This window comes from Mesorhizobium sp. B2-4-7, from assembly GCF_006442685.1.
Lineage (GTDB): Bacteria > Pseudomonadota > Alphaproteobacteria > Rhizobiales > Rhizobiaceae > Mesorhizobium.
Genome location: NZ_VFVH01000012.1, coordinates 78953 through 93433 on the forward strand (window position 1 = coordinate 78953; position 14481 = coordinate 93433).

General features: G+C 63.9%; 16 protein-coding genes. 5 read left to right on the top strand and 11 right to left on the bottom strand.

The genetic code is table 11. The features are described 5' to 3' along the window. Nucleotides 1-90 precede the first annotated feature (90 nt). Entirely contained in the window at nucleotides 91-960 is an 870-nt protein-coding gene (locus FJ946_RS26150; protein ID WP_140496018.1) for a helix-turn-helix transcriptional regulator, read from the top strand. Between the two features lie 117 nt (nucleotides 961-1077). Here the strand turns inward: FJ946_RS26150 and FJ946_RS26155 are convergent, their stop codons facing one another. The 7 genes from FJ946_RS26155 to FJ946_RS26185 form a co-directional block, all read right to left on the bottom strand. Further along, nucleotides 1078-2013: a ribose-phosphate pyrophosphokinase gene (locus FJ946_RS26155; RefSeq protein WP_140496017.1), complete on the bottom strand. Its 936-nt coding sequence runs from the start codon at nucleotides 2011-2013 to the stop codon at nucleotides 1078-1080. Nucleotides 2014-2252: 239 nt separating this feature from the next. Further along, entirely contained in the window at nucleotides 2253-2882 is a 630-nt protein-coding gene (locus FJ946_RS26160) for a hypothetical protein (RefSeq protein WP_140496016.1), read from the bottom strand. Nucleotides 2883-2925: 43 nt separating this feature from the next. After that, the gene (locus FJ946_RS26165) at nucleotides 2926-4077 is read right to left on the bottom strand and encodes a Xaa-Pro peptidase family protein (protein ID WP_140567065.1); all 1152 of its coding nucleotides are present in this window, start codon (nucleotides 4075-4077) and stop codon (nucleotides 2926-2928) included. Beyond that, nucleotides 4077-4871: a peptidoglycan editing factor PgeF gene (gene pgeF / locus FJ946_RS26170; protein ID WP_140496014.1), complete on the bottom strand. Its 795-nt coding sequence runs from the start codon at nucleotides 4869-4871 to the stop codon at nucleotides 4077-4079. Before pgeF ends, FJ946_RS26165 begins: the two co-directional genes overlap by 1 nt. A gap of 357 nt (nucleotides 4872-5228) precedes the next feature. Beyond that, nucleotides 5229-6326: a class I SAM-dependent methyltransferase gene (locus tag FJ946_RS26175; protein WP_140516882.1), complete on the bottom strand. Its 1098-nt coding sequence runs from the start codon at nucleotides 6324-6326 to the stop codon at nucleotides 5229-5231. Continuing rightward, nucleotides 6323-7183, bottom strand: a complete 861-nt coding sequence (lgt, locus tag FJ946_RS26180) for a prolipoprotein diacylglyceryl transferase (RefSeq protein WP_140496012.1) — start codon at nucleotides 7181-7183, stop codon at nucleotides 6323-6325. The genes FJ946_RS26175 and lgt overlap by 4 nt, the downstream gene beginning before the upstream one ends. Before the next feature lie 130 nt (nucleotides 7184-7313). Beyond that, on the bottom strand, nucleotides 7314-7553 hold the full coding sequence (locus FJ946_RS26185; protein ID WP_031250360.1) for a BrnA antitoxin family protein: 240 nt from the start codon (nucleotides 7551-7553) through the stop codon (nucleotides 7314-7316). A 214-nt stretch (nucleotides 7554-7767) separates the two neighbouring features. Between FJ946_RS26185 and FJ946_RS26190 the strand changes: the two genes are divergently transcribed. The 3 genes from FJ946_RS26190 (at nucleotide 7768) to FJ946_RS26200 (ending at nucleotide 9263) form a co-directional block, all read left to right on the top strand. Next, nucleotides 7768-8070 carry an accessory factor UbiK family protein gene (locus FJ946_RS26190; RefSeq protein ID WP_140524903.1) on the top strand — a complete coding sequence of 101 codons (303 nt, stop codon included), beginning with the start codon at nucleotides 7768-7770 and terminating at the stop codon, nucleotides 8068-8070. A 316-nt stretch (nucleotides 8071-8386) separates the two neighbouring features. Continuing rightward, a complete protein-coding gene (locus FJ946_RS26195) occupies nucleotides 8387-8887 on the top strand; it encodes a YbjN domain-containing protein (protein WP_127855850.1) in 501 nt (166 codons plus the stop codon). 16 nt (nucleotides 8888-8903) lie between these two features. Next, a complete protein-coding gene (locus FJ946_RS26200) occupies nucleotides 8904-9263 on the top strand; it encodes a tRNA-binding protein (RefSeq protein ID WP_140567062.1) in 360 nt (119 codons plus the stop codon). A 13-nt stretch (nucleotides 9264-9276) separates the two neighbouring features. Here the strand turns inward: FJ946_RS26200 and FJ946_RS26205 are convergent, their stop codons facing one another. The 4 genes from FJ946_RS26205 to FJ946_RS26220 all read right to left on the bottom strand — a co-directional run bounded on the left by FJ946_RS26205 (nucleotide 9277) and on the right by FJ946_RS26220 (nucleotide 13252). Then, on the bottom strand, nucleotides 9277-10299 hold the full coding sequence (locus FJ946_RS26205) for a glycosyltransferase family 1 protein (protein WP_140516878.1): 1023 nt from the start codon (nucleotides 10297-10299) through the stop codon (nucleotides 9277-9279). A 249-nt stretch (nucleotides 10300-10548) separates the two neighbouring features. Then, nucleotides 10549-11964: an ATP-binding protein gene (locus FJ946_RS26210; RefSeq protein ID WP_140567059.1), complete on the bottom strand. Its 1416-nt coding sequence runs from the start codon at nucleotides 11962-11964 to the stop codon at nucleotides 10549-10551. Nucleotides 11965-12012: 48 nt separating this feature from the next. Further along, nucleotides 12013-12732 carry a response regulator transcription factor gene (locus FJ946_RS26215; RefSeq protein WP_140496007.1) on the bottom strand — a complete coding sequence of 240 codons (720 nt, stop codon included), beginning with the start codon at nucleotides 12730-12732 and terminating at the stop codon, nucleotides 12013-12015. After that, nucleotides 12719-13252: a MarR family transcriptional regulator gene (locus FJ946_RS26220; RefSeq protein WP_181165219.1), complete on the bottom strand. Its 534-nt coding sequence runs from the start codon at nucleotides 13250-13252 to the stop codon at nucleotides 12719-12721. The genes FJ946_RS26215 and FJ946_RS26220 overlap by 14 nt, the downstream gene beginning before the upstream one ends. Nucleotides 13253-13510: 258 nt before the next feature. On the opposite strand from FJ946_RS26220, the gene FJ946_RS26225 reads away from it, so the two are divergent. Continuing rightward, nucleotides 13511-14404 carry a branched-chain amino acid aminotransferase gene (locus FJ946_RS26225; RefSeq protein WP_140496006.1) on the top strand — a complete coding sequence of 298 codons (894 nt, stop codon included), beginning with the start codon at nucleotides 13511-13513 and terminating at the stop codon, nucleotides 14402-14404. The last annotated feature ends 77 nt before the right edge of the window (nucleotides 14405-14481 follow it).

The window sequence follows — 14481 nt, forward strand, 5'->3', positions numbered from 1 at the left end:
GCCGCCTTGGGAACGGATGGCTTATAGGCCGCTTGCGGGACGACTTCTTTCGTGGTTTGGTCCAATAGTTTCGCAAGTGGGCCATAGCTTATGCCGCATGGCAGGGAAATTTTTCACGCTGGCAATGCCGACCTCGAGCAGTTGCACGAGCGTCGCTGGCTATGGCTGGAGCAAGTGGCCGGGCCGGCGGTGGCGTTGCCGACCGAATATCCCGACGGCTACCATGTGCCGCGGCACCGCCACAGCCGCAGCCAGTTGCTGCATGCGCTGGTCGGCGTCGTGCTGGTGACGACGCGGCACGGGCGCTGGATGGTGCCGCCCGATCACGCCATGTGGATCCCCGCGGGCACCGAGCATTCCGTCGAGATGCTGGGCGATGTCTCGATGCGCTCGGTCTATGTCATGCCGGGAGCGATCCCCGGACTGCCGGAAGGCTTGCGCGTCGTCGGCGTCACCGACCTGATGCACAGCCTGATCGTTGAATCGGAAAAACTGCCGCAAGGCGGCGTGCTGGAAGGGCGTGGCGGGCTGATCATGAATCTCCTGCTGCACGAAATTCCGACTTTGCCGGAGCGGCCGCTTGGCCTGCCGTTCCCCTCCGATCCCAGGCTGGCGGCGCTGTGCCGGCGTTTCGTGGCGGCACCGTCGCCGCGCGCGACGATCGACGAGTGGGCGGACGCCGCCGGCATGAGCCGACGCTCCTTCACGCGCGCCTTTCATCGCCAGACCGGACTGTCGCTGTCGACATGGCGCCAGCAAGCATGCCTGTTCGCGGCGCTGCCGAGGCTCGCCGATGGGGAGCCGATCACCCGGGTGGCGCTCGATCTCGGCTATGACAGCGTGCCGGCCTTCATCACCATGTTCAAGCGCATGCTGGGCGCCTCGCCGCGCGGCTATATGCGCGGTGCGCGAGATGCCGGCGAAAACCCGCGGCGCATAGGCGGTCCGATCGCCGCTTGAGGCATGCCGATGGCATCAAGCTGATGCGCCAACCTTCGGTCTAAGGTCCATTTGCAGGAGCACTGATTGCACGTTGTAATCGGTTTTGCTGCGCTACGCGCCCGCCGGGATCGACAATTAGTCGAACAGGCTCGACACCGATTCCTCGGTTGCCGTGCGCGAGATGGCTTCGCCCATCAGGTCGGCGATCGAGATGACGCGGATATTGGGGGCGTCGAGCACGCCCTGGGTCGGCTGGATGGAATCGGTGATCACCAGTTCCTGCAGCTTGGAGCCACTGATGCGGGTGACCGCGCCGCCCGACAGCACACCATGAGTGATATAGGCGGTGACGCTGGTGGCGCCGTTGGCCAGCAGCGCATCGGCGGCGTTGCACAGCGTGCCGCCGGAATCGACGATGTCGTCGATCAGCAGGCAGTCCTTGCCGGCGACCGCGCCGATGATGTTCATGACCTCCGATTCGCCGGGACGCTCGCGGCGTTTGTCGACGATGGCGAGCTGTGCGTCGAAGCGCTTGGCCAGCGCGCGTGCACGCACCACGCCACCAATGTCGGGCGACACCACGACGACGTTGCCGAGCTGCTTGTATTTCGCCTTCACATCGCGGGCCATGACCGGCACCGAGAACAGATTGTCGGTCGGAATATCGAAGAAGCCCTGGATCTGGCCGGCGTGGAGGTCGAGCGTGAGCACGCGGTCGACCCCGGCGCGGGTGATCATGTTGGCGACCAGCTTGGCCGAGATCGGCGTGCGGCCGGAGGCGCGGCGGTCCTGCCTGGCATAGCCGAAATAGGGGATCACCGCCGTGATGCGCTTGGCCGACGAGCGCATGAAGGCGTCGATCATGATGAGCAGTTCCATCAGGTGATCGTTGGTCGGAAAGGAAGTCGACTGCAGGATGAAGACATCCTCGCCGCGCACGTTTTCCTGGATCTCGACGAAGATTTCCTGGTCGGCGAAGCGCCTGACGCTGGCCTTGCCCAGCGGGATGTTGAGATAGCGGGCGACCGCCTCGGCCAGCACCCTGTTGGAATTGCCCGCGAAGAGTTTCATGCACCGTTCCTGGTGGAGGATGGAGAGCCCCAACAGACTCGCCTACGCCCTTTAACCGGGCTTTTAGCGGCCCGCGCGGCTATTGCAAGCACCGTGATTGGAAATCCGCCGGCTAATCCTGGGAAATGTTCGCGCCATCGCGTATGGGCAACACTGGGCAGCTGACCCGCCGCCGCTGCTCCTTCCCCTTGTTCGAGCATGGGATTTCCCCGCGGCCGTTTCCATTCGGGTCCGATGGTCTAGCCCGCCTTGCCGCCGAGCCATGCCGCGAACTGGTCGATGGTCTGGTCGGCGATCGCCTGCATGGTGGCTGGCGCCACCGCTTTCCAGCTGTCGCCGCCCCCGCTGGCGCCGGAACTGGCCGAAGCCGCCTTCTGTTGGCCGTTGATGCGATGCAGGCGGTTGCCCGAGGGATCGTAGACGTCCCACACATAGATGACGGTGGTGTCCTTGCCTTCGGAGATCACCGAGAAATAGCCTTTGAGCACATGGGTCGCGGTCTGGTCGGCGCTGCCGGCCAGCGTGATGCCGCGCTGCCTAGCGCGCGTCTGCAACTCCGCCGTCAGCGGCGTCGCCGCTTCCACCGAAGCGCCGACGATCGGCGCGATCTGCAGGCGCGTCCTGGCAAGGATTGCGGCGGTCTGTGCGGGCGTGGCTGACGTCGTGGTCGTTGCTGGAGCGCCCGCCGTGGTCGTGGCAGGGCCAGCGGGCGCCGGGGTGGCGGCGCTGCCCTGGGCTGCCGGCGTGGCCGGCGCCGCGGCCGTGGGCGGGGTGATGGCGGAGGGTTCGAGGACGTCTTTTGCGTTGGTGCAGGCGGCGAGCGCCAGGACCACGAGCAATGACACGGTCGTCAGCTGCGATCGTCTCATTTGCCTTCTAACTCCTTGGCGAAGAACGCCTCCCATCGTGGATTCACTGTACGATCAAGTCGAGATCATGGCGGGAAAGCGGCTTCGGCTGTGATTCGGTCGTGAGATAGGTGCGGCCAAGCGTCATCGCCGTCTCGGTTTCGGAATCCATGATGATCATGTGGGCGAACAACGTCATGTTCGGCGCGATCGGCTCGGGATTGCCCTGGTAGAACATCGGCATGTCCATCCAGGACGGGGTGAAGCGGGCGCCGACCGAGTAGCCGCAGGCATTCAGCCGATGCTTGGTCAGTCCACGTGCCTCCATGACACGGGCATGCGCGTCGAACACATCGCCGAAACTGTTGCCCGGCGTCATCGCCTTCTCGACCGCCAGCAGCGCGGCACGGGCCGCGTCGAACAAGTCCTGGTGACGCTTCGAGGCCTTGCCGGTCAGCACCGTGCGCATCATCGGCGCATGATAGTGATGAAAGACTCCCGCCCATTCGAGCGTCAACTGGTCGTTCTTGGTGAGCTTGCGGCGACCGGCCTTGTAGCGGCACAGCAGCGCGTCGACGCCGGAGCCGATGATGAATTCGTTGGCCGGATAGTCGCCGCCACCGGCAAAGATCGCGCCTTGCATGGCGGCAAGGATCAGCGCCTCGTCACCGCCCTGCTTGATCAGCGGCAAGGCCGCATCCAGCGCGTCGTCGGCCAGGTTCGCCGCCTTCTCGGCCTTGGCGATCTCGGCCGGGCTCTTGAACAGGCGCAGCCGACCGACGATGCCGGATGCATCGGCGATCTGGCCGAAGGTCTGCAGCTGCTCGTCGAGGCGGCGGCCATTATAGGCGGTCAGCCCATGAGTGTCGTATTCGACCCCGATGCGGGCGCCGAGCAGGTCGAGCTCGTTCAGCAGATTGCGCAGGTCGACGGCCGGATTGGCGTCATCGCGATCGGTCCACAGCACGATGTTGTCGATGATCGAGGTGTGGCGCGCCTGACGCAGGTCGGCCGAGCGGGTCAGCAACACCATGGACCCGTCGGCTTTCACCACCAGGCACTGGAAGAAGCAGAAACCGAACGTGTCGTAGCCGGTCAGCCAATACATGCTTTCCTGCGCGAAGAGCAGGATGGCGTCGAGCTTCTTCTCGGCCATCTCGATCACCAGCCGGTCGCGGCGCGCGTCGAATTCGGATCGTTCAAAATGCAGCGCCATTATTCACTCTCCAAAACGATTGCCGATATCTGCCGGCCGTAATCGGGTTCCTTGCGGTGCGTCGTGCGCCGGTAGGAGTAAAACAGATCTTCCTCGGCATAGGTGCAGCGGCCGAGACCTTGCGCGGTCACACCCGCCCTGTCGAGCCGGTCCACCGTGTAGCGGTTGAGGTCGAACATCGAATGACCGGGATTCGCCGAAGGCGCGAAATATCTGTCATTTTCGCCATCAGCCTCGACGAAGCGGGCGACGAATTCAGGCCCGACCTCGTAGTTTTCCGGGCCGATCGAGGGGCCGAGCACGGCGACGATGTTTTCACGCCTGGCGCCGAGACTTTCCATGGCGGCAATGGTGTTCTCGAGCACCCCCGTGAAGGCGCCTTTCCAGCCGGCATGCGCCGCGCCGATGATACGCGCCGCGGCATCCGCGAACAGCACAGGGCCGCAATCGGCGGTCGAGGCGCCGATGGCGATGCCCGGCCGGTCGGTGACGATGGCGTCGGCCTTGGGACGCTCGCCTGCAAAGGGTCCCCTGGCGACGACGACATCAGGCGAATGGATTTGCCAGGCGGTCAGGAGATGGTCCGCCGGCACGCCCATCCAGGCGGCGACACGGCGGCGGTTCTCGGCGACCAGCGCCTGGTCGTCATCCGAGCCGGTGCCGATGTTGAGGCCCTGATAGATGCCGGTCGAGACGCCGCCGACGCGGGTGAAATAACCGTGGCGGATGCCTTGTGCCTGCGCCAGGTCCAGCAGCGGCGACCGCACGGGATCCAGTTTGGTCTGATTCAGCATGTGGGCGTTGTTGTCCGTGTGGGCGGTTTCGTCAAGAAAAAGTCCGAAGCGAGACGGCCGGCGTTCAGCCGCTCTTTTACCGGACGGGAGATTGGGAGGGGTGACGATGAAAAGTCAATCCGGCGTGGCGAAGGGGCAACGCAACGAATCCGGGGTAACGGTTCCTTCGCCGCTGCGCGGTGAGGGAGCATTGAACGGAAAAACCCGCCTGTGCGGCGGGTCCCTGGCGCAACTCAGCACCATAACCAAATATCTACCATAGTTGCCTTCACCCTGTCAAGAAAAAATTCCTATCATGAGAAGTTGCCGGCCATGAAAAGCTACCGACACAACCGGACTGGCCGTCGTCACGCCTTGTCAATCCGAGCTCGGAGCCTGGGCAAAGGGGCGAACGGCAACGCCGCGCGGCACTATGGCAAGCACCTTGAACAGGTCGCCCATGGCCTGCGGCCCGGCGAGGCGTTCGACATCGCCAGCGATCTTGTCGCGTGCCGCCTGGCTGGCGTCGGCGCCAAGCCGGCCGGCGCGCTCCAGAATGCCCAGGCCGAGCAGGAAATCGCCCTGCGTCGATAGATGGGCGTCCAGACCATGCGCGCGCACCACCCCGGCAAGGGCGGCGAAATCGACATGGGAGGTGAGGTCGGCTTCGCCGGGATTGGCCAGCACATCTTCGTGATCATGACGGCGCAGGGCCTGCAACGTGTCGCCGACACCCGGCCGCAGATGGCCATAGTCGACAAACAAGCCGGAGCCGCCATGAGCGGCTATGCGCTCGGCGATGGTCGCCATCAGGGCGCTGCGCGCCGGCGCCACTTCGACGATCGCGCCTTGCGGTGCCTCGCCGGCATCGGCGGGCAGCAGCGTCGGGTCGAGCGAGCCGGCGCCGGCGAAGAAGGTAAGATTGTCAGCGCCGTCGAGGCCGACCACGCGCTCGCGCCAGCCAGTGCCGACGCGGACGAACTGGCGGATGGGGATGGCGTCGAACAATTCGTTGCCGACGATGAAGAGCGGCTGTGGCAGCAGCGTATCGATGGTCTCGTGCCAGCGAATCGAGAACGGTGTGGCGCCGAGCGTCTGTTTCTGCACCTCGGTCAGGCGCGGGCTGGTCTCGATCATGGCGAAAGCGGCGTCGTTGGCCAGTGCCGGTTCGAGCCGCGACAGGGTGCGAAGCATGTCCTTCATCAGCGTGCCGCGGCCAGGGCCGATCTCGCCGATGGTGACCGGCGTCGGCCGGCCGACCGCCAGCCAGGCCTGGTAGAGCCAAACGGCGACGAGCTCGCCGAACATCTGGCTGATCTCCGGCGCGGTGACGAAATCCCCGGCGGCGCCGAACGGTTCGCGCGTGGTGTAGTAGCCCGCCTCGGGATCGAACAGGCACAATGCCATGTATTCGTTGACGGGGATCGGCCCTGTCGCCTCGATCAGATCGACGATGCGTGCCTTCAGCCGCGTCATGTCGCCTGCGGCCGTGACTGCGGCACCGGCTTGGCTGTCGTCATCGCCCAAATGCCGGCCAGCACCATCGGCGAGGACAGGATCATGCCCATGGTCAGCCAGTTGGTGCCAAGGAGATAGCCGAGCTGCTGGTCGGGCTCGCGGAAGAATTCGACTGCTATGCGCGACAGGCCATAGCCGCAGATGAAGGCGCCGCCGACGAAGCGCGGCGTTTTCAGCTTGAGGCGAGAATGGGTGAGGAAGCGCAGCACGAGAAAGAGCACCAGGCCTTCAAGCAGGGCCTCGTAAAGCTGGCTCGGATGGCGGGTAAACGGCCCGCCATTGGGAAACTCGATCGCCCATGGCACGTCGGTTGGCCGGCCCCAGAGCTCGGAGTTGATGAAGTTGGCGACGCGCACGAGGCCAAGACCGACCGGCACGCCAGCGGCCACGACGTCGAACAGCGACCAGGTGCGGATGCCGCGCTTGATCGAAAACAGCGTCATGGCGAGGATGACGCCGAGCAGGCCGCCATGGAACGACATGCCGCCCTGCCAGACGGCGAAGATGTCGAGCGGATGCGCGATATAGCGCGGCAGGTCATAGAACAGCACGTAGCCGGTGCGCCCGCCCAGCACGACGCCGATGGCCGCCCAGATGATGAAATCATCGAGGTCCTCCGGCTTCATCGGCAGGATGCCGTCGGGCCAGAGTTTCGGATTGGCGGCGAGCCGCTTGGCGTACCACCAGGCGAACAGGATGCCGACGATGTAGCCGACGCCGTACCAGTGCACCGCCAGCGGCCCGATCTGAATCAGCACCGGGTCGATGTTGGGAAAGGGCAACGAGGCCAGCGGCAGCAGGAAATATTCGTTCAACGGGAGCTCTCGGTTGCGTTTGGCGCGGACCATGCGGCAGGGTTTTGGCGGGGTCAAGGCAAGGTGGTCGGCCTCAAAGATCGGATCGGATCACCGCTTGCAGGCCCATCGCGCCGTGCGGGCGGTGAGCTCAGTCCCTTGGCTTGGCGGCCACCAACTGCCGCAACGCGTCGTTGATCCTGTCCTGCCAGCCGGGGCCATCTTCCTGGAAATGATCGAGCACGGCCCGGTCGATCCGGATCGAAACAAGCTCGCGGACGTTCGGCGCGGCCGAAGCTTCGCGAATTGGCGGTGCCGGCTTCTTCACCGGTTTGAAGGCAGCTTCGGCGGCTGCCATCGGATTGGTCGGTCGGCGCGGAGGGGTTGCCATTGGTGACCTGACTGAAGTGTGCTTGAGGCAATACGAGACGAGAACACAATAGGCGAGCTTGCGCCCTCAAGTACAGCTCTGGCGTCGTCCGGGAGCTTCTTACAGGAATGGCACCGCCATGCGCCACAGCAACGCAGATGGAACGGCAACCCTCAACGTTCTTGCATTCGGCGCGCGGCACTACTAACTCAATTTCAGCAACCGAGGATTTGCCATGTCGACCGGACCGAACCGCATTCTCGACGAATTCGCCAAGCTGATGACCGATGCCGCGGGCGCCGCGCAGGGCGTGCGGCGCGAGGTGGAGACCGCCTTCAAGGGACAGGCCGAACGCATCCTGAATTCGATGGACGTGGTGCAGCGCGAGGAGTTCGAGGCCGCGCGCGAGATGGCCGCCAAGGCCAGGGAAGAGAATGCTCGCCTTGCCGACCGCATCGAGGCGCTTGAGGCCAAGCTTGCCGAACTGACCGGGCAGGCCACACCTGCGGCTTCCGCAAAGCCCAGGCCGAAAAAATAATTCGTTAAACTTTTCCACAAAGCACCAGCCTGAAAAGCGCTTTGCCGTGAATCGCTTACCGGCATTGCGTGACTCTGTGTGACAGCGCCTTTCCACATGCGAATGACGCAGCGCGAAAAATTGGGCTGTTCACGCGACTCCCGATCAATAGACTGAATTTGTTGCATGATTCGGAGCAGGGTCATGCGCCGGGCGGTGGGGTCCGGTCTGGGGTCTTTGCGTCGAGAAGTCCTGGCCGTCCGAGTTCTAGATCAGATTGTTCGTCGTGTGTGCCCCGCGGAGCGTGTGGCGCTCCCCTGAACACAGGAAGCATTCCATGGAACTTCTCGAACTCGAATTCTCCCGCGAAATCCATCCGGTGGATGTCATTGAGCAGGTGGCCCACAACAATGATTGGTCCTTCGAACGGGCCGGCGACGACGAAATCTCGATCTCGGTCGCCGGAAGCTGGACCGATTATCACGTCTCCTTCTCCTGGATGGAGGATTTCGAGGCGCTGCATCTGGCCTGCGCCTTCGACATCAAGGTGCCGGAGGCCCGCGCGCTGGAAGTGATGCGGCTGTTGTCGCTGATCAACGAACAGATGCTGTTCGGCCATTTCGACCTGTGGGAGCAGGAAGGCGCTATCATGTTCCGCCAGTCGCTGCTTCTGGCGGGCGGGGTCGAGCCATCGAGCCAGCAGGTCGAGGTGCTGCTGTCGTCGGCGCTGGAGGCCTGCGAATGCTACTTCCAGGCGTTCCAGTTCGTCGTCTGGTCCGGCACATCGGCCAAGGACGCGCTGGCGGGGGTGCTGTTCGAGACTTTCGGCAACGCCTGACCAAGATGTTTTCGACATGAGTTCAAGCAGCGAGCGCAAGCCCGAGATCAGTTTCGCCGATTTCGATCGTGTCGACATCCGCGCCGGCACGATCCTCGAGGCCGAACCGTTTCCGCAGGCACGCAAGCCGGCGTTCAAGCTCAAGATCGATTTCGGGCCCGAGATCGGGGTGAAGAAATCGTCGGCGCAGATCACCAAATATTATACGCCCGAGACGCTGATCGGCCGGCAGGTGTTCGCGGTGGTCAATTTTCCGCCGCGCCAGATCGGGCCGTTCATGTCGGAAGTGCTGACGCTCGGCTTTCCCGACGAAGAGGGCGCCGTGGTGCTCGGCGCCATCGAGCGCAAGGTGCCGGACGGCGGGCGGCTGTTTTAGCCGAGAGGTAGCGTCAGGCCGCCAGTTTCCGCGTCGTGCCCAGCGCCTCCTGGACCGTATCGAGAAACATTTCCGCGCAGGCTTTCCAGCTGTAGCGCATGGCGCGTTCGCGCGCCTGGGCGCGGTCGACATCGAGGGCGGCGAGCGAGGCTTCGCGCAGGTCGCTGGAGACCGCGCCGCCGAAGCCGTCGCCGACGATGTCGATCGGTCCCGTGACCGGAAAGGCGGCGACCGGCGTACCGCTGGCCAGCGCTTCGATGATGACGTTGCCGAAAGTGTCGGTGCGGCTCGGAAAGACGAAGACGTCGGCCGAGGCGTAGATTTCGGCCAGTTCGTCGTTGGGGCGGTGGCCAAGGAAATGCGCGGCGGGGTAGCGCGCCTTGAGCTTCGCCAGTTCCGGGCCCTCGCCGACAATCACCTTGCTGCCGGGCAGGTCGAGATCGAGGAAGGCGGAGAGGTTCTTCTCGATGGCGACGCGGCCGACACAGAGGAACAACGGGCCGGGGAAGCCGAGATCCTTCCTCTTGTCGGGCCGGAAATGATCGGTGTCGACGCCGCGCGTCCATGGCCTCAGCTTGTTGAAGCCGCGCGCTGCAAGATCATCCGCCAGCGACTGCGTCGCGACCAGCGTGCCTTGGCCGGAATTGTGGAAATCGCGCAGCCAGCGATAGGCCCAGCTTTCCGGCACCGGCAGCCGGGCGCTGAGATATTCAGGAAAGCGTGTGTGGTAGCTGGTGGTAAACGGCCGGCCGGCATTGCGGCAGTAGCGCCGCGCCATGATGCCGAGCGGACCTTCGGTGACGATGTGGATGTGGTCTGCCTTGTAGGCCTCGATCAGGCGCGCGACATGACCTGGCGTGGTCAACGCCAGGCGGATATCGGGATAGGTCGGCAAGGGCAAAGTGCGAAAGATGTTGGGCGTCAGGAAATCCACCGCGACGTCGAACGATTTCAGCGTCTCGGTGAGCCGCTCCAGCGTGTGGACGACGCCATTGACCTGCGGGCGCCAGGCGTCGGTGACCATCAATATGCGCATGGCGGGCCTTTGCTCGAAAGGTCGGCGGTTGCCTCGGTATGATGCCGGGACGGCGACCAGCCTGCGGCCCTCGCTTCGCTCCAGCGCACCCGGGCGGGCACGGGATCGAAGTGAGACGGGGGGCTCGAATCAAGTGAGGTCGCGCGCTTCATGCGCGCTCTTCAGCATGGTTTCATGACGGGCCAATGAAATCGGCCGAACATGACCTCGTCCGGAAACGGTTTCCGCTTCCCGCGATAAAAATCCCTGTCAGGCCGGAACCTTGATCACGGCGCGCAAGCCGCCGAGCGGGCTGACGTCGAGCGTGATGTCGCCGCCATGGCTGCGGGCGATGTCGCGGGCGATCGACAGGCCGAGGCCAGTGCCGCTGGCATCGAGATTGCGGGCCTCGTCGAGCCGCATGAAGGGTTTGAACACCTCTTCGCGCTTTTCGGCCGGAATGCCTGGACCGTCATCGTCGATGGTGACGACGAGCGAGCCGCGGCCATGATTGGCGGCCACTTCCACCGTCTTGGCGTAGCGGAAGGCGTTGCCGATGACATTCGACATCAGCCTGGCGAAGGCGTTCGGCCGCACATGCACGGTCGGATCGCCGGAAAGCGTCGTCGACAATTTGCATTTGCGCAACCGAGCTTCCTCGCTCAGCTTCTGGAAATAGGCTTCGAGATCGAAGCGCCCGGTGTCTTCCGAGGCCTCGCCGCGGGCGAAGGCAAGATAGCCTTCGAGCATCGACTGCATGTCGTCGATGTCCTGGTTGAGCGCGGCCTTGGTCTCGGCCTTGCCGCCCGCCAGCGCCAGCTGCAGCTTGAAGCGGGTGAGGATGGTCCTGAGGTCATGGCTGACGCCGGTGAGCATGGCGGTGCGCTGTTCGATCTGGCGCTCGATGCGCTCGCGCATCTGGATGAAGGCAAAACCGGCGCGGCGGACCTCCTCCGCGCCGCGCGGGCGGAAATCACGCGGCATCGGCCGGCCCTTGCCGAAGCTTTCGGCGGCTTCGGCCAGCGTCAGGATCGGCCGGATCTGGTTGCGCAGGAAGGGGATGGCGATCATCAGCAGCACCAGCGAGGTACCGACCATCCAGATCAGGAAGATGTGCGTGTTCGAAGCATAGGCCTGGCTGCGGCGCACGAAGACGCGCAACACCTTGCCTTCGAGCTGGACGCGGACCTCGATGATGTTGGAGTTGCCGACCGTATCGATCCAGAACGGCCGGTTGATCTGGCGGGTGATCTCGGCGGAGAGAACGTCGTCGAGGATGGAGAAGAACGGCTTTGGCCCGGGCGGCGGCAGCGGGTCGGGCGGCAGGAGGTCGACCTTCAACTGCATGCGGTCCTGGGCGATGCGGATGATGTTGGCGTAGTCGGCGTCGTGCGGATAGGTCTCGATCAGGTCGATGATGGCGGCGATGTCGCGCACGGTCGCCTGCGACAGGCGCTGCGTAACGGTCGCCCAATGCCGCTCCATGAAGACGAAGGCGACCACCGATTGCAGCAGGATCATCGGCGCGATGACGATGATCAGCGAGCGCGCGTAGAGGCGCTTGGGCATGTAGAGCGAAACGAGGCGCCAGAACCGGTTCCAGACGCGCGGAACCCTCTTGAGCAGCCGGGTGGAGCGCGTGCTCAAGCCGTCAGATTCCGGCTGTTCCAGTTCCGTGGTCGCCATTCACCTTTCGCTCGCTCCGTGGCCGTCAGGCAGGCCGAAGGCGGTAGTCTATTCGACGCTGAGCCGATACCCAATACCGCGGACCGTCTGCAGCCAGACCGGATTGGAGGGATCGCGCTCGATCTTGCGGCGCAGCCGATTGATCTGGACGTCGATGGTGCGCTCGCCGACATCCGATTCGTCGCCGACCAGTTCGTGGCGCGGGATGGTTTCGCCGGCGCGCGCGGCGAATATCGCCAGTATCTCCTGCTCGCGATCGGTCAGCTTCAGCGCCTCGCCGCCACGCTTCAATTCGCGCCTGGCGATCTGGAACGTGTAGGGGCCGAAGACGAGCTGCTCCACCTTGGGCGTGGTCGCAGGGCCGCCGCGGCGCAGGATGTTGTTTATGCGCAGGATCAATTCGCGCGGATCGAAGGGCTTTGGCAGGTAATCGTCGGCGCCGGCCTCCAGGCCGGTGATGCGGCTGTCGGTTTCCGATAGCGCCGTCAGCATCAGGATCGGCACGTTCTTCTCGGCCCGCAGCGCCTTGGTCAGGTCGACGCCGTTTTCGCCGGGCATCATCACATCCAGCACAAGAAGATCGAAGTCGAGGCCGGCGAGCTTGCGCCGGGCCTCGCCCGAATTGCCGGCGACGGTGACGCGAAAACCGTTTTCGGTCAGATATTGCTTGAGCAGGTTGCGGATGCGGGTGTCGTCATCGACCACAAGCAGATGCGGCGCATCGTCGTCCGGTGCGGCCGCGTGATCAGCGCGTTCAGTGCTCTCCATGGCTTTTCCCTGACATTTTTGCGGACCCAACGTCGATCTGGGCTCTCAGTTCCGGATTGACCATTGCTTCGAGGAAGCGTTCCACCTGGGTCCGTTCGGCGGCTCCGGAATCTTCCAATGCAGCATGGATGCGGCGCGACTGTGGCCGTGCCAGCGCCAGCGCCAGCGCGCGGCCCTTGGCGGTCGGATACAGTTCGCGCTGGCGACGATCGCGCGGCCCTTGCAACTGCACGACATGGTCGGTGTCGATCAGCTGCTTCAGCACGCGCGCCAGGCTCTGCTTGGTGATCTTCAAGACATCGAGCAGTTCGGCGACCGTCAGGCCCGGCCTGCGGTTGACGAAATGCAGCACCCTGTGGTGGGCGCGGCCGAAGCCATAGTCGGCCAGGATCTGATCGGGATCCGAGGTGAAATCGCGATAGGCGAAGAAAAACAGCTCGATGAGGGCGAAATCAATGCCATCCTCGATTGACATCGCGGTCCTGATCGGCGTCCCGGCTGCTCGGCTTCGATCCGTCATCTTTTCTCCATGAGTAGGGAAGATTATGTCAGTACTATTGACGTAATTTCCCTGCAATGGTAATTTTTGACAAGGTTTTGGGCGGATTGCGAACGAAAAGGCAAGACAGGCCGGGTTTTCCGGAACTTCCTGAGTTTGCCAGAGCACGATTATCCGCCTACCTTTCCAGACAGCGGCAGGCGCCCCAACCAGTTGGCGCGGCCGACAAGAGCACGCAACGAACAACGATATGCGGGCTGCCGCCCGCGGGAGGTTACCATGGCATCCGTTCCCTTTGATCAACTGGACGGCTTCATCTGGATGAATGGCGAGTTCGTGCAATGGGGCGAGGCCAAGATCCATGTGCTGACCCACGGCCTGCACTATGCCAGCGCGGTGTTCGAGGGCGAGCGGGCCTATGGCGGCGAGATCTTCAAGCTCAACGAGCATACCGAGCGCCTGCATGAATCGGCGCGGCTGCTCGGCTTCAAGATCCCCTATTCGGTGGCCGAGCTCAACGACGCCTCCAGCACCCTGCTGAAGAAGCAGGGCTTCAAGGATGCCTATGTCAGGCCGATCGCCTGGCGCGGCAGCGAGCAGATGGGCGTTTCGGCGCAGAACAACCGCATCAATTGCGCCATCGCCATCTGGCAGTGGCCTAGCTACTTCGATCCGGCGCAGAAGCTGAAAGGCATACGTCTCGATATGGCTGAGTGGCGCCGGCCCGACCCGCGCACGGCGCCGTCCAAATCGAAGGCTGCAGGCCTCTATATGATCTGCACCATGTCCAAGCATGCCGCCGAGGCCAAGGGCTATGCCGACGCCATGATGCTCGACTGGCGCGGCCAGGTCGCGGAAGCCACCGGCGCCAACATCTTCTTCGTCAAGGACGGCAGGATCCACACGCCAAAGCCGGACTGCTTCCTCGACGGCATCACCCGCCGCACGGTCATCGGCCTCGCCAAGGACCGCGGCCTGGAGGTGGTGGAGCGCGCCATCATGCCGGAAGAACTCGAGGGCTTCGAGCAGTGCTTCCTGACTGGAACGGCAGCGGAAGTGACCCCGGTTTCGGAGATCGGGCCGTACCGATTCGAGGTCGGCGAGATCGCCAAGACTCTGATGAATGACTATTCTGCGGCCGTTCAGCCGAAGCACGCGATCGCCGCAGAATAACGAAAGTCACAGCTTTTCGCGCAAGCAGGGGCGGTTTTCGGGCCGCCCCTTTTATTTCAGCGTTTCTGCATTTGACT

What these genes read in the sequence shown, in the direction of transcription:
- FJ946_RS26175 (WP_140516882.1), bottom strand. Translation starts at nt 6,326, where the DNA reads ATGACGCGGCTGAAGGCACGCATCGTCGATCTGATCGAGGCGACAGGG.
- FJ946_RS26190 (WP_140524903.1), top strand. Translation starts at nt 7,768, where the DNA reads ATGTCGACCGGACCGAACCGCATTCTCGACGAATTCGCCAAGCTGATG.
- FJ946_RS26215 (WP_140496007.1), bottom strand. Translation starts at nt 12,732, where the DNA reads ATGGAGAGCACTGAACGCGCTGATCACGCGGCCGCACCGGACGACGAT.
- FJ946_RS26160 (WP_140496016.1), bottom strand. Translation starts at nt 2,882, where the DNA reads ATGAGACGATCGCAGCTGACGACCGTGTCATTGCTCGTGGTCCTGGCG.
- FJ946_RS26155 (WP_140496017.1), bottom strand. Translation starts at nt 2,013, where the DNA reads ATGAAACTCTTCGCGGGCAATTCCAACAGGGTGCTGGCCGAGGCGGTC.
- FJ946_RS26200 (WP_140567062.1), top strand. Translation starts at nt 8,904, where the DNA reads ATGAGTTCAAGCAGCGAGCGCAAGCCCGAGATCAGTTTCGCCGATTTC.
- FJ946_RS26210 (WP_140567059.1), bottom strand. Translation starts at nt 11,964, where the DNA reads ATGGCGACCACGGAACTGGAACAGCCGGAATCTGACGGCTTGAGCACG.
- pgeF (WP_140496014.1), bottom strand. Translation starts at nt 4,871, where the DNA reads ATGCTGAATCAGACCAAACTGGATCCCGTGCGGTCGCCGCTGCTGGAC.
- FJ946_RS26205 (WP_140516878.1), bottom strand. Translation starts at nt 10,299, where the DNA reads ATGCGCATATTGATGGTCACCGACGCCTGGCGCCCGCAGGTCAATGGC.
- FJ946_RS26185 (WP_031250360.1), bottom strand. Translation starts at nt 7,553, where the DNA reads ATGGCAACCCCTCCGCGCCGACCGACCAATCCGATGGCAGCCGCCGAA.
- FJ946_RS26225 (WP_140496006.1), top strand. Translation starts at nt 13,511, where the DNA reads ATGGCATCCGTTCCCTTTGATCAACTGGACGGCTTCATCTGGATGAAT.
- FJ946_RS26165 (WP_140567065.1), bottom strand. Translation starts at nt 4,077, where the DNA reads ATGGCGCTGCATTTTGAACGATCCGAATTCGACGCGCGCCGCGACCGG.
- FJ946_RS26150 (WP_140496018.1), top strand. Translation starts at nt 91, where the DNA reads ATGCCGCATGGCAGGGAAATTTTTCACGCTGGCAATGCCGACCTCGAG.
- FJ946_RS26220 (WP_181165219.1), bottom strand. Translation starts at nt 13,252, where the DNA reads ATGACGGATCGAAGCCGAGCAGCCGGGACGCCGATCAGGACCGCGATG.
- FJ946_RS26195 (WP_127855850.1), top strand. Translation starts at nt 8,387, where the DNA reads ATGGAACTTCTCGAACTCGAATTCTCCCGCGAAATCCATCCGGTGGAT.